Consider the following 13,152-nt stretch of genomic DNA (forward strand, 5'->3'; position numbering starts at 1 on the left):
GGCAACACGCCGCAGGCCGAAGCCGCACCGGCAGGAGTTTCCTCCATCCCCATGCCTCCTGGCAATCTGGATTTGCATCCGGATGGCCCCTCAGATGTGTCGGCGCCAGGCGCCGTATTTTTTCCGCAGCGCGCCCTGGCGTGCATTGAAAACCAGACCTCGCGTCCATGCCACAGTTCTTCATTCACCGGCCCGTCTTTGCCTGGGTCATCGCGTTGTTCATCGTGCTGCTGGGCGTGCTTGCCATTCCGCAATTGCCGATCTCGCGCTATCCCACGGTGGCGCCGCCCACGGTGAGCCTGTATGCCACCTACCCGGGCGCCACGCCCAAGACGCTCAATGACTCCGTGGTCTCTCTGATCGAGCGCGAGCTGTCCAGCGTCCGCCACCTGCTGTACTTCGAGTCCTCGGTGGACACCTCGGGCTCGGCCGAGATCAAGGCCACCTTCAAGCCCGGCACCAACCCCGAGCTGGCCCAGGTGGATGTGCAAAACCGCATCAAGGCCGTGGAGCCGCGCCTGCCGCAGGCCGTGCGCCAGAACGGCCTGCAGGTGGAGTCGGCCACGTCGAGCTTTCTGCTGCTGGTGGGCCTGATCTCGCCGGGCGGCGAGTTCGACGAGCTGGCACTCAATGACTACATGGCGCGCAATGTCGTCGAGGAGCTGCGGCGCATCGAGGGCGTGGGCCGCGTGCAGCTGTTCGGCACCGAGCGCGCCATGCGCGTCTGGGTCGATCCGGCCAAGCTGATCTCCTACGGGCTGTCCATGGGCGACCTCACCCAGGCCATCCAGCAGCAGAACATGCAGATCGCCCCGGGCCGCGTGGGCGATGCGCCCATCGCCCCGGGCCAGCGCGTGACCACGCCGCTCACCGTGCAGGGCCAGCTGACCTCGCCCGAGCAGTTCGCGGCCATCGTGCTGCGCGCCAATGCCGACGGCTCCCGCCTGGTGCTGGGCGACGTGGCGCGCGTGGAGCTGGGTGCGCAGTCCTATGCCTTCTCCAACCGCGAGGATGGCAAGCCCGCCACCAGCGCCGCCGTGCAGCTGTCGCCGGGCGCCAATGCCGTGCGCACGGCCGCCGCCGTGCAAAAGCGCATGGCCGAGCTGGCCTCCATCCTGCCGCGGGGCATGGAGCACACCATCTCGTTCAATACCGCGCCCTTCGTCAAGATCTCCATCGAGAAGGTGGTGCAGACCCTGGTCGAGGCCATGGTGCTGGTCTTCCTGGTGATGTACCTGTTCCTGCAGAACCTGCGCTACACGCTGATCCCGGCCATCGTGGCGCCCGTGGCGCTGTTGGGCACCTTCGCCGTGATGCTGGTGGCGGGCTTTTCCATCAACGTGCTGACCATGTTCGGCATGGTGCTGGCCATCGGCATCATCGTGGACGACGCCATCGTGGTGGTGGAGAACGTGGAGCGCCTCATGGCCGAGGAAGGCCTGTCCCCGCGCGATGCCACGCTCAAGGCCATGAAGGAGATCACGGGCGCCATCATCGGCATCACCCTGGTGCTGACGGCGGTGTTCATTCCCATGGCGTTCGCCAGCGGCTCGGTGGGCGTGATCTACCAGCAGTTCACGCTGTCCATGGCCGTGTCCATCCTGTTCTCGGCCTTCCTGGCCCTGAGCCTGACACCAGCGCTGTGCGCCACCTTGCTCAAGCCGGTGGCGGCAGGCCACCATGAGAAGAAGGGCTTCTTCGGCTGGTTCAACCGCGGCTTCGAGCGGCTGACGAACCGCTACGAGGCCCATGTCACGGGCCTGGTCCGGCGCACGGGCCGCATGATGCTGCTGTTCGCGGCCATCGTGGCCATCCTGGTGTTTGCGCTGCGCCAGCTGCCCTCGGCCTTTCTGCCCGAGGAGGACCAGGGCTACTTCATGGCGTCCATCCAGCTGCCGGCCGATGCCACGGCCGAGCGCACGCTGGACGTGGTCAAGCGCTATGAGGAGCATGTGGCGCAGCGCCCCGGCATCGCCTCCAGCATCTCGGTGCTGGGCTTCAGCTTCGCGGGCTCGGGCCCGAACGCGGCCATGGCCTTCACCACGCTCAAGGACTGGGACCAGCGCGACGGCGCCACGGCGGGCGAGGAAGTCTCGCTCGCGCAAAAGGCCATGGAACATGCGCCCGAGGGCGCCATCATGGTGCTGCAGCCCCCGGCCATCGACGAGCTGGGCACCTCCTCGGGCTTCACCATGTACCTGCAGGACCGCACGGGCCAGGGCCATGCCGCGCTCAAGTCGGCCACCGACCAGTTGCTGGCGCTGGCCGGCAGCAGCAGCGTGCTGGGCTCGGCCTACCAGGACAGCCTGCCTTCGGGCACCAGCGTGCGGCTGGAGATCGACCGCCAGAAGGCCCAGGCCCTGGGCGTGGGCTTTGCCGCCATCAGCGAGACGCTGTCCACGGCCATGGGCTCGCTGTACGTCAACGACTTCCCCAACGCCGGACGCATGCAGCAGGTCATCGTGCAGGCCGACGCGCCCGCGCGCATGCAGGTCGATGACGTGCTCCGGCTGAATGTGCGCAATGCCTCGGGCGGCATGGTGCCGCTGGCCGAGTTCGCCACGCCCGTGTGGTCGGAGACGCCGCTGCAGCTGGTGCGCTACCAGGGCTTCCTGGCGTCGCGCATCTCGGGCACGCCTGCGCCCGGCACGTCCAGCGGCGCGGCCATGGCCGAGATGGAGCGGCTGGTGGCCCAGCTGCCGCCCGGCTTTGCCGTGGCCTGGACCGGCCAGTCGCTGCAGGAGCGCCAGTCGGCTGCGCAGGCGCCGCTGCTCATGGCCCTGTCCATGCTGGTGGTCTTCCTGGTGCTGGCCGCGCTGTACGAGAGCTGGTCCATCCCGCTGTCGGTGATGCTGGTCGTGCCCCTGGGCCTGCTGGGCGCGGTGGCGGCCGTGCTGCTGCGCGGCATGCCCAACGATGTGTTCTTCAAGGTGGGGCTGATCACCATCATCGGCCTGTCGGCCAAGAACGCCATCCTGATCGTGGAATTCGCCAAGCAACTGCGCGAGGAAGGCCAGGACCTGCGCGAGGCCGCCATCAAGGCCGCGCGCCTGCGGCTGCGGCCCATCCTCATGACCTCGCTGGCCTTTGCGCTGGGCGTGGTGCCGCTGATGCTGGCATCGGGCGCCAGCGCCGAGACCCAGCACGCCATCGGCACGGGCGTGTTCGGCGGCATGGTCAGCGGCACGGTGCTGGCCGTGTTCTTCGTGCCCGTCTTCTTCGTCTTCGTCCTTGAATGGCAGCGGCGCATCGCCGGGCCGCGCGGCAGCGCGCGCCGGCCGCCGCCCGCTGCCGACCCCGGAACCTGAACCATGCCTCTCTGGATCGCGCTCAACGCCCTGTGCTTTCAGGGCCGCCCGCCGGCACAGTCTTCAAACCCTTGCGCGCCATCGGCGCCTGCAGCCCCTAAGCGGCAGGCCGGGCCCACCGGACCCGAGCCGCCGCGTGCAAACGCAGGTGCGCATGCCGGCCGCCGTGGCGCCGGTGGCGCCCCCTCCGGCACGGCCAGCACGTCCGTCCCATGATTTCTATAATGGCGGTTTCGTTCGCCATTGCAGGAGGTATTCGTCCCATGCGCCATTGATGCTGCCGCTGTCCCAGCGGCCCGCTTTTCCCGACCCTGCCCACCGCACGCGCAATGCATGCAAAGCGGCAAGGAACTGCGTTGGCATCCATGAACTGCGATATGACGAGTACCACGATCACGCTCGACGGCGTTTCCTGCGTGCTGCCCGATGGCAGCCCCCTTTTCTCCGATCTTTCCGAAACCCTCGACCACCGCCGCACCGGCCTGGTGGGACGCAACGGCGTGGGCAAGTCGCGGCTGGCGCGCATCCTGGCCGGGCTGGATGCGCCCTCGCAGGGCCGCTGCCTGCGCTCGGGGCAGGTGCTGTACCTGGCCCAGCGCACGGACTGGCATGACCAGCCTTCGGTGGCGGCGCTGGCCGGGCTGCAGCCTGCGCTGGAGGCGCTGGCGCGCATCGAGGCCGGCAGCTGCGATGCCCGGGACTTCGAGCGGCTGGCCGACCGCTGGGACCTGCGCCAGCGCCTGCAGGCCCAGCTGGAGCTGGCGGGCCTGGGCCATCTGCGTGCCGATACGCCGGGCCACGCCCTCAGCGGCGGCGAGGCCATGCGCGTGGCCCTGGCGGGCGCGCTGCTGTCGGGCGCCGACCATCTGGTGCTGGACGAGCCCAGCAACCACCTGGACCGCGAAAGCCGCCAGGCCCTGGCCGCGCAACTGCAGCGCTGGCCCGGTGGCCTGGTCGTGGTCAGCCATGACCGCAGTCTGCTGCAGGGCATGGAACGCATCGTGGAGCTGTCACCGCAGGGGCTTCGCAGCTACGGCGGCGGCTACGCCTTCTATGCCGAAGCCAAGGCGCGCGAGATGGCCTCGGCGGTGCAACTGCTGGAGCAGCGCAAGCTGGAGCGCCGCCGCGAAACGCAGCAGTTGCGCGAGCAGCAGGAGCGCCAGCAGCGCCGCGAGGCGCGCGGCCGCCGCCAGGGCCAGGAGGCCAACCAGGCGCGCATTCTGCTGGACCGGCAAAAGGAGCGCAGCGAGGCGTCGGCCGGCCGCCTGCGCCGCCAGCATGCAGACACGCGCGAGGCGCTGGACCAGCGCGTGCGCGAGGCGGCGCGCCAGATCGACCTGCAGGCCGGCATCCGCATGCAGGCGCCGCCACCGGCCGGTGCTCCCTGCGACGTGGTGGCGCTGCTGGACGATGTGCTGCTGCCGTTTTCGTTGTCCACGGGGCCGCGCCTGAACCTGTCTCTGTACGGCGGCCAGCGCCTGGCCGTGACCGGTCCCAACGGCTGCGGCAAGACGCGCCTGCTCGATGTGCTGTCGGGCCGCCTTGCGCCCCAGGCGGGCGAGGTGCGCCGCATGCAGGCCTGTGCCTACCTGGACCAGCGCCTGTCCCTGTTGCAGCCCGGGCGCACGGTGATGGAGCAGTTGCAGGACGCCTGCCCCGGCACCCCCGTGGATGTGCTGCGCACGCGCCTGGCCTGGCTCGGGCTGGCGGCCCGGCAGGTGGAGCAGCCTGCGGGCCGGCTCAGCGGCGGCGAGCAGCTCAAGGCCGCCCTGGCCTGCGCGCTGCATGCCGAGCCGCCCGCGCCCCTGCTCCTGCTGGACGAGCCCTGCAACCACCTGGACCTGCCTTCCCTGCAGGCGCTGGAGGCCATGCTGCGCGGCTACGCCGGCACGCTGGTCGTGGTCTCGCATGACGAGGATTTTCTGCAGGCCATCGGGCTGACCGACCGCCTGGTGTGGTCGCCGCAGGGCTGGCGAATGGAGTCCGCCTAGCTTTCCTGCGCTATCAGCGCCTGCAGCGCGCGCACATCGGTCACCAGCAGCGCCTGGCGCCCCTCCTTGCGCAGCAGGCCGCGCCGGGTGAGGGCGCCCAGCTCGCGCGTGACCTGCTCGCGGTTGGTGCTGATCTTGCTGGCCAGCACCGAGTGCGAAGGCACGGGGCTGATGAGGGCCGTGTGCTCGGGCGAGACGCCCGCCTCCCGCGCCAGGCGCAGCAGTTCCATGTGCAGGCGCGTGGGCACGCCCAGGGTGCTCAGTTCCATGACGCGGTCGGTCAGCCGGCGCACCAGGCCGGCCAGGCCTTCCATCATGCGCAGGGCAACGGCGGGCTCGCGCGCCAGCAGGGCCAGGAAGTCCTGGCGCGAGAGGCTGGCCAGCAACGAGGATTCCAGGGTGACCACATCGGTGGAGCGGGCCTGGCCGTCAATGGCCGCCAGGTCGCCGAAGTGCTCGCCGGGCCCGTAGTCGCGGAAGCTGACCTCGCGCCCGCCCGGCGAATAGGTGGTGATGCGCACGCGCCCGCTGACCAGGAAGAACACGTCGCTGCCCGTGGAGCAGCGGCTGAACACGGGCTGGCGGGCCTGCAGCGGGCGCCATTCGCAGTCGGCGGCGATGCGGTCCAGGCTGGCGCTGCCCAGGCCCTCGAACAGGGCGATGCCGCGCAGGGCGAAACTGGAGGGCTGGGTGGGGTGGGCCATGGAACCAATAGCGGGCGTAAGGTACAAAGATTCTGGATCGGCCAGGCCCGGCCTAAGTTCCTTCAAGCTGCCGTTCTTGCGGTCTTCTCCTGTCTTCTTCCGCCGTCGGGCGCATCATCGCTTTCCATGGCCCGTGTCCCTCATCCGGCTTTGCCGGCTCTGCCGTCCCTGCGCAGCCTCCACTGGTCCACCGGCCTGGTGCTGTGGACCTATGCGGCGCTGCACCTGTTCAATCACGCCCTGGGCCTGGTCTCGCTGGGCACGGCCGAGGCCGTGCGCGAGGGGGTCCACGGCGTGTGGCGATCCCTGCCCGGCAGCCTGCTGCTCTACGGCGCGCTGGCCGTGCACATGGGGCTGGCGCTGCAGGCGCTGGCGCGGCGGCGCAGCCTGCGCATGCCGGCGCTGGAGGCCGTGCGGCTGCTGCTGGGACTGGGCCTGCCGCTGCTGCTGGCCCTGCACGTGCCGGCCACGCGGCTGGCGCAGGAGGCCTGGGGCGTGGACCCCTCGTATGCGCGCATCGTGCGTTCTTCCTGGAATCCGTCCAGCATGGCCATCCAGCTGCTGCTGATGACGGCTGCCTGGACCCATGGCTGCATGGGCCTGCACATGGCCCTGCGTGCGCGCGGCTGGTGGCGGCGGTGGCAGCCGCTGCTGCTCACGGCCGCCGTGCTGCTGCCCGTGCTGGCGGCGCTGGGCATCGTCTCCATGGCGCGCGAGATCGCGGCGGCCGGCCTGCCAGCGCCGGCCGGCCCCTCGCCCGAGGCATCGCAGTGGCTGCGCGCGCTGACGACCGGGCTGCGCCAGGGCTGGCTGGCCTGCCTGGCCGCGCTGCTGGCCGGCCCGTGGCTGTGGCGACGCATGCGCCTGCGCGGCGCCCGCCAGGTGCTGCTGCACTATCCGGGCCGCACCGTGCAGGTGGCCCAGGGCATGAGCGTGCTCGAAGCCAGCCGTGAGCACGGCATTGCCCATTTGTCGCTGTGCGGCGGCAGGGCGCGCTGCTCCACCTGCCGGGTGCGCGTGTCCGGCCCGGCGGCCCACCTGCCCGCGCCGGGGCGGGACGAGCGCCTCACGCTGGAGCGCGTGGGCGCGCCGCAGGACGTGCGGCTGGCCTGCCAGCTGCGGCCCACGGGCGATGTGCAGGTGGCGCCGCTGTTCCGCTCGCCGGCAGCCGCCCAGGCCGGGCGGGGCGACGAGCAGCGCGAGGTCCGCGAAGTGCGCGCGGTGGCCATCCTTTTCGTGGACCTGCGCCGCTGGTCGGGCCTGGCCGAGCGGCAATGGCCCGTGGACCTGTCCTGGGTGCTGGACCAGTATTTCGAGCGCGTGGGCCAGGCTGTGCACGACAGCGGCGGCATGGCCAACCAGTTCATCGGCGACAGCGTGATGGCCATCTTCGGGCTGGATACCGACCTGGACACGGCCTGCCGCCAGGCCGTGCAGGCCAGCGCCCTCATCGACCGTCGCATGCAGGAATGGAGCCACACCTTCGAGGCGCAGTTCGGCCAGCCGGTGGATTTCGGCATGGGCCTGCATGCGGGGCGCGCCGCCGTGGGGCGCGTGGGCTTCGAGCACACCACCACCTTCACGGCAGTGGGCGAGGTGGTCAACACGGCCAGCCGCCTGCAGGAATACACCAAGAGCGCCCAGGCCCGGCTGGTGCTGTCGCTGGAGGTGGCGCGCCGCGCGGGCGTGGCCGATGGCCTGGGCGAAGTCCGGCAGGTGCAGGTGCGCGGGCGCTCCGAGCCCCTGCAGGCCCTGCATGTGGCGCGGCCCGGCCTGCAGTGGCCCTGAGCGTGGATGGTGGGCGTGGACGGTGAGCGCGGGAACCGGAGAGTTTGCGCAAAGCTGTGCGTTTAGGCACTGACGCGCAGGCGGGCGAAGACGAGACTGCAGCCATGCAGAACGCAATCACGCGCTGCAGGATTTGACAAAGGATTCGCCATGAAGCACGCAAAGACCCTCTTCGCCATCGTTTCCCTTTCCTCCGCCTTGTGGTCGGGCATGGCCTCGGCCGCACCGGCCAACACGGTATCTGCAGAAACCTGGTTCGGCGCCGAGCCCGTCGCCTCCGGCCCCGCGCTGTCGCGCGCCGAGGTTCAGGCCGACCTGGCCCTGTGGAACCGCGCCGGCCTCAACGTCTACCGCGAGTCCGACGTGAACCACTGGGATGCCGACTACCAGCAGCGCCTGGCCCAGTACCAGCGCATGCGCAGCGGCCCCGAGTACCTGGCCGAAGTGCAGCGCCTGGGCGGCTCGGTGAAGGCCGCCGAAGGCCAGGGTTCCGGCCGTGTCCCGGGCTGATGCGATGACGCGCGCCGCCACGCATCGCGCTGCCCACGCCGCAGCATCGCCCTGGGCCGACTTCGCACCGCTGCTGGCCCGGGTGCTGCTGAGCCTGCTGTTCATCTACAGCGGCATCGGCAAGCTGATGGGGCCGGAGGGCACCATGGCCTATATCGCCAAGGCGGGCCTGCCGCTGCCCATGCTGTCGTATGCCATGGCGCTGGTGGTGGAGCTGGGCGTGGCCACGGCCCTGCTGCTGGGCTGGCGCACCCGCGAGGCCGCGGCCGTGATGGCCGTGTTCAGCGTCATGTCGGCGCTGATGTTCCACAACCAGTTCGGCGACAAGGGCCAACTGGTGCAGTTCCTGAAGAACCTGGCGATCGCCGGCGGATTCGTGCAACTGATGCTGGCGCCCGTGGCGCGCTGGAGCCTGGACGCACGGCGTTGAATGCGAGCCAGTGTTGTGCACTGAACACTGCCAATGAAACCGGCGCTGCCCAAAGCCGGGGACACCGAGGTAGGGCCGCCCCGACCCGAGGGTGTCGTCCCCCTCCCTCGCGAAGCGAGTAGAGAGGGGGAAGCGGCGTCAGCCGCTCAGGGGGTGCCGCCTGTTTCACACCTTGATGCCCTTCTCGGCCAGGCGGCGGGCGTAGGCGGCCAGGATCAGCCGCTCCGAATGCACCAGGTAGTCATTGAGCGCGGCAGCGGCCTCGGCCGGCTTGCCGTCCTCGAACTGCTGCAGGATGCGCGCATTCATGTCCACATAGGGGGCATGCAGGAAGTGCGGGTCGCGCAGCAGGCCGAAGGCCAGCCGCAGCTCGGCCAGCAGGTGCTCGAACATGGTGTCCAGGCGCTCGCTGTCGGCCAGTTGCACCACGGCCTTGTGGAAACTCATGTTGGCCGTGCCCACGCCCGACCAGTCCTGGGCCTCGCGGTGGCGCTGTGCCGCCTCCACGGCTTCGCGCATCAGGCTGCGAGCCGGGTGCATGGGATAGGCCTGGGCCAGCGCCTGGCACTCCACCATGCGGCGCACGCGGTAGATGTCGATGATGGAGGCAATGCTGGGCGCCGCCACCGACACGCCCTTGTTGGGCTCGTGCACCAGCAGCCCCTCCTTGGTCAGCAGCCGGAAGGCCTCGCGCAGCGTGTTGCGCGAGATCTGCAGGCTTTCGCTGAGTGAGGCCTCCGACAGCTTTTGCCCGGGCTCCCAGGCACCATCGATGAGCTTGCTGCGCAGCTGCTCGGTCACGCGGTCGGTCAGGTTGAGGATATCGGTGCTGCGGGTCATGGTGATGGGGGATGCAAGGGTCGATGGGCAGTGTAGCCAGGGCCGGCACTCCTGCCGGCCTCGCGTGGTGCTCAGTTGTCGTGGTGCAGCCGCGTGAAGGCCTGCAGGGTGCTGTCCACGGCCTCGTCGTCAATGTGGCGGTGCGTGACCAGGCGCAGCAGGCCCGCGCTGCCCGTGCGCACCAGCACGCCGGCTTCGGCAAGGCGTGCCTCCCAAAGGCGCGCATCGGCCGCGCTGGTGCCTACGCGCACCTGCACGATGTTGGTCTGCGGCAGTTCGGCCGCGCACCATGCCGGGTGGATGGCGCGCAGGCCCTGGTGCAGGCGGCGGGCGCGTGCGTGGTCCTCGGCCAGGCGATCGACCATGTGCTCCAGCGCCACCAGGCCCGCCGCCGCGATCACGCCGGCCTGGCGCATGGTGCCGCCCAGCATGCGCCGTATGCCGCGCGCCCGCGTGATGAAGTCGGCCGGGCCCATGAGCACCGAGCCCACCGGAGCCGACAGGCCCTTGGACAGGCAGACGGTGACCGAGTCCGTGTGCGCGGCGATCTCGCGGCAGGACAGGCCCAGTGCCACGGCGGCATTGAACAGGCGAGCGCCATCGGTGTGCACGGGCACGCCATGGCGGGCGGCCAGGGCATGCAGGGCCGCCAGCGACTCGGGCGCCGCCACGCTGCCGCCCCGTGCGTTGTGGGTGTTCTCCACGGCCACGAGGGCGCTGGGGCAGCGCGCGGATGCCGAGGTGTCCAGCGCCGCCTCCAGCGCGGGCAGGGCGATCAGGCCGCCGTCGCCGGGCAGGCTGCGGTAGTGCATGCCGGTCAGGCCTGCGGCTGCGCGCTCGGCGTTCAGCAGATGGCTGCCGGCCTCGGCCAGCACCTCGCCGGGCATGCGGCCATGGGCGAGCACGGCCACGAGGTTGCCCATGGTGCCGCTGGCCACGAACAGGCCTGCGGCCTTGCCAAAGCGCTGGGCGGCCGTCTCTTCCAGCGCACGCACCGTCGGGTCGCCGTCCAGGCCGTCGTCGCCCAGCGGGGCGCAGGCCATGGCTTCGAGCATCTGCGGCGTGGGGCGCGTGACGGTGTCGCTGCGCAGGTCAACGGCGTCATGGTGATGGTGCAGGGAGGGCATTCAGTCCGCCTTGATGTTGCGTTCCTTGATGACGCGGCCCCAGCGTGCGGCGTCGGTCTCCATCTGGGCACCGAACTCCGCCGGAGTGCGGGGCGTCAGTTCCAGCCCCAGGGACTGCAGCTTGGCCTGGAGCGCGGGCGTGGCCATGGCGCGGGCCACGGCATCGTGCAGCGCGGTCTGTATGCCAGGAGGCAACCGGGCAGGCGCCAGCAGGCCGAACCAGTGCAGCACGGTGAGGCCGCGCACGCCGCTTTCGGCCATCGTGGGCACCTGGGGCAGGGCCGGCGAGCGCTGGGCACCGGTGGTGGCCAGGGCGCGCAGCGCGCCGCTTTTGATATGGGGGATCACGGTGGGGGCCGAGGAGAACATGCTCTCGGTATGGCCGGCCACCACGTCGGCGACGGCCTGGCCCGAGCCCTTGTAGGGAATGTGGGTGATGAACGTGTCCGTCTGCTGCTTGAACAGCTCGCCTGCCAGATGCGTGGCCGTGCCCGTGCCGCCCGAGGCGAAGTTGATCTGGCCGGGCCGTGCCCTGGCCATCGCGATGTATTCCTTCACGCTTTGCGCCTTGAGCTTGGGGTTGACGGCCAGCACCAGCGGCGAGGAGCCGATCAGGGCCACGGGCGTGAAGTCCTTGAGCGCGTCGTACGGTGTCTTGTAGAGACTGGGCGTGATGGTGTGCGGCATGTCGGCCAGGAGCAGCGTGTAGCCGTCGGGCGCGGCGCGTGCCACCAGCTCGGCGCCCAGCATGGCCGAGGCGCCGGGCTTGTTGTCCACGACCACGGGCTGGCCCAGTTCGCGCGACAGCTCCGTGCCCAGCGCGCGGGCGATGTTGTCCGAGCCGCCTCCGGCCGTGTAGGGCACGACGATGCGCACGGGCTGCGCAGGCCATTTCTGCGCCAGGGCAAGACCGGGCAGGGCAGCCGCTGCCAGGATGAGCAGGCGGCGCTGCAGGCCCCGGTGCGAAGCGGGATGTGCAGCAGGGTGCAAGGCAGCGTGCAAGGCGGGGTGCGGAAGTGGGTGACGTTCGGCAGGCATGGCGAAGGCTCCTTGGTGCAGCGACAGGAAGAAACGATGGGCCGATCCGCCAGCGGCCTGGCCCGCAAGCCACCCGCCTTCATCAACCGATGAAGCGCCCCGCATTGCCCAGCACGCCCAGGTCGATGAAGCTGGAGCCGACATGGGGCGTCTGGCCGCTGTAGTCGATGACGAAGCCGCCCATGTCCCAGTTGCGGATGCCGGCCAGCGCCGAGCGCAGCTTGGCCAGGCTGGGGTCGCGGCCTGCGCGTTCCAGGCCCTCGGCCAGCACGCGTGTGTTCACATAGGCTTCCAGCGTGCCCAGCGAGAACTCCTGCTGCCCGTGGGCGCGCATGGCGGCCTGGTAGTCGCGCACCACCTGCAGCTTGGCCTGGTGCGGCGCGGGAACGACCATGGTCAGGGCAATGCCCCGGGCGTCCTCGCCCAGCGGCTTGAGGCTGTCGTTGGGCAGGGTCACGCTCAGGCCGGTGAGCAGCACGCCGGGCGCGCTCTTGCGCAGGCCGCGCACCAGATCGACCGACACCGTGCCAGCCGTGGCCAGCAGCACGGCCGAGGGGTGGGCCGCGTCCACTTTGTTCAACACATCGGCCAGATTCTTGCCATCGGTGGCGATGGCCGCCTGCACGGCGGGGGCCATCTTCTCGGCCTCCAGGGCGCGCGTGGCGTCCTCCAGCATTTCGCGGCCGTAGGCGTTGTCCAGGTAGACGATGCCAATGCCCTTGAGCCCCATGCCCGCAAGGCGCTGGACCAGGCGGCGGACCTCGGTGGTGTAGCTGGCGCGCACATGGAAGACGTTGCGCGATCCCTTGCGCAGCGATGAGGCACCCGTGAAGGGCGCCACATAGGGAACGCCGGCTTCTTCGATCAGCGGGATGACGGCGGCGTTGTTGGGCGTGCCCACGCAGGACAGCAGGGCAAAGGCCGTGCCCTTGGAGAGCATCTGCCGCACGTTGTCGGCCGAGCGCTGGGGCACGTAGCCGTCGTCAACCATCTGCAGCTGCAGCGTGCGGCCCTGGATGCCGCCACGTGCGTTGATCTGCGCCATGGCCGCTTCCGTGCCCAGCTTGATGTCGGAGCCGAAACCGGCCAGCGGGCCGCTCATGGCGGCCGAGCAGCCGATGGTGATGGTCTTGGCGGACAGGCCCGCCTCATCGGCGAAGGCATTGCGCACGAAGGCCGGCGCCAGCGCGGGAACCGCTGCGATGGCTGCAGCACGGGGAAGCAGGGAAACAAGTTGACGGCGTTGCATGGATTCAGAGCTCGGACAAAAGGGATGGGAGCAGGAAGGTGCCATTCACGCCGACTGCCACGCGTGCGCCGCAGGCCGGGAGGGCGGCCCATTGTAGGAGGCGGCCTCGTCACAGGCGATACCGGGGCAGGGGCATTGTTGTGTTCATGCCTTCTATGGATGTTCAA

General features: G+C 70.2%; 10 protein-coding genes. 5 read left to right on the forward strand and 5 right to left on the reverse strand.

Annotated elements, in window-relative coordinates; translation table 11 throughout:
* Window positions 1-167 precede the first annotated feature (167 nt).
* Together DELCS14_RS04315 and DELCS14_RS04320 are read left to right on the forward strand one after the other, a co-directional pair.
* The gene (locus DELCS14_RS04315; RefSeq protein ID WP_013800611.1) at window positions 168-3,308 is read left to right on the forward strand and encodes an efflux RND transporter permease subunit; all 3,141 of its coding nucleotides are present in this window, start codon (window positions 168-170) and stop codon (window positions 3,306-3,308) included.
* A 377-nt stretch (window positions 3,309-3,685) separates the two neighbouring features.
* Entirely contained in the window at window positions 3,686-5,299 is a 1,614-nt protein-coding gene (locus DELCS14_RS04320; RefSeq protein WP_228676851.1) for an ABC-F family ATP-binding cassette domain-containing protein, read from the forward strand.
* Here DELCS14_RS04320 and DELCS14_RS04325 read toward each other — a convergent pair.
* Window positions 5,296-6,003: a Crp/Fnr family transcriptional regulator gene (locus tag DELCS14_RS04325; RefSeq protein WP_013800613.1), complete on the reverse strand. Its 708-nt coding sequence runs from the start codon at window positions 6,001-6,003 to the stop codon at window positions 5,296-5,298. The two genes, DELCS14_RS04320 and DELCS14_RS04325, sit on opposite strands and share 4 nt — an antisense overlap.
* Before the next feature lie 126 nt (window positions 6,004-6,129).
* Between DELCS14_RS04325 and DELCS14_RS04330 the strand changes: the two genes are divergently transcribed.
* The 3 genes from DELCS14_RS04330 (at window position 6,130) to DELCS14_RS04340 (ending at window position 8,731) form a co-directional block, all read left to right on the forward strand.
* Window positions 6,130-7,791, forward strand: a complete 1,662-nt coding sequence (locus tag DELCS14_RS04330; RefSeq protein WP_013800614.1) for an adenylate/guanylate cyclase domain-containing protein — start codon at window positions 6,130-6,132, stop codon at window positions 7,789-7,791.
* Window positions 7,792-7,941: 150 nt separating this feature from the next.
* A complete protein-coding gene (locus DELCS14_RS04335) occupies window positions 7,942-8,301 on the forward strand; it encodes a DUF4148 domain-containing protein (protein WP_013800615.1) in 360 nt (119 codons plus the stop codon).
* Entirely contained in the window at window positions 8,288-8,731 is a 444-nt protein-coding gene (locus DELCS14_RS04340; protein WP_227468487.1) for a DoxX family protein, read from the forward strand. Before DELCS14_RS04335 ends, DELCS14_RS04340 begins: the two co-directional genes overlap by 14 nt.
* Window positions 8,732-8,896: 165 nt before the next feature.
* Here DELCS14_RS04340 and DELCS14_RS04345 read toward each other — a convergent pair whose 3' ends face one another.
* The 4 genes from DELCS14_RS04345 to DELCS14_RS04360 form a co-directional block, all read right to left on the reverse strand.
* Window positions 8,897-9,571, reverse strand: coding sequence for a GntR family transcriptional regulator (locus DELCS14_RS04345; protein ID WP_012207532.1), 675 nt, complete (start codon window positions 9,569-9,571; stop codon window positions 8,897-8,899).
* Window positions 9,572-9,642: 71 nt separating this feature from the next.
* A complete protein-coding gene (locus DELCS14_RS04350) occupies window positions 9,643-10,698 on the reverse strand; it encodes a GntG family PLP-dependent aldolase (protein WP_013800617.1) in 1,056 nt (351 codons plus the stop codon).
* Window positions 10,699-11,736, reverse strand: coding sequence for a tripartite tricarboxylate transporter substrate binding protein (locus DELCS14_RS04355; protein ID WP_013800618.1), 1,038 nt, complete (start codon window positions 11,734-11,736; stop codon window positions 10,699-10,701).
* Window positions 11,737-11,818: 82 nt separating this feature from the next.
* Complete coding sequence (locus tag DELCS14_RS04360) at window positions 11,819-12,985, reverse strand: ABC transporter substrate-binding protein (protein WP_013800619.1); 1,167 nt, start codon at window positions 12,983-12,985, stop codon at window positions 11,819-11,821.
* Window positions 12,986-13,152 lie beyond the last annotated feature (167 nt).

Origin of the sequence: Delftia sp. Cs1-4 (genome assembly GCF_000214395.1) — a bacterium.
Classification (GTDB): Bacteria; Pseudomonadota; Gammaproteobacteria; order Burkholderiales; family Burkholderiaceae_C; genus Comamonas; species Comamonas acidovorans.

Coding starts and splice junctions, on each gene's coding strand:
- DELCS14_RS04350 (WP_013800617.1), bottom strand. CDS start 10,698: ATGCCCTCCCTGCACCATCACCATGACGCCGTTGACCTGCGCAGCGAC.
- DELCS14_RS04325 (WP_013800613.1), bottom strand. CDS start 6,003: ATGGCCCACCCCACCCAGCCCTCCAGTTTCGCCCTGCGCGGCATCGCC.
- DELCS14_RS04335 (WP_013800615.1), top strand. CDS start 7,942: ATGAAGCACGCAAAGACCCTCTTCGCCATCGTTTCCCTTTCCTCCGCC.
- DELCS14_RS04315 (WP_013800611.1), top strand. CDS start 168: ATGCCACAGTTCTTCATTCACCGGCCCGTCTTTGCCTGGGTCATCGCG.
- DELCS14_RS04360 (WP_013800619.1), bottom strand. CDS start 12,985: ATGCAACGCCGTCAACTTGTTTCCCTGCTTCCCCGTGCTGCAGCCATC.
- DELCS14_RS04320 (WP_228676851.1), top strand. CDS start 3,686: ATGACGAGTACCACGATCACGCTCGACGGCGTTTCCTGCGTGCTGCCC.
- DELCS14_RS04330 (WP_013800614.1), top strand. CDS start 6,130: ATGGCCCGTGTCCCTCATCCGGCTTTGCCGGCTCTGCCGTCCCTGCGC.
- DELCS14_RS04345 (WP_012207532.1), bottom strand. CDS start 9,571: ATGACCCGCAGCACCGATATCCTCAACCTGACCGACCGCGTGACCGAG.
- DELCS14_RS04355 (WP_013800618.1), bottom strand. CDS start 11,736: ATGCCTGCCGAACGTCACCCACTTCCGCACCCCGCCTTGCACGCTGCC.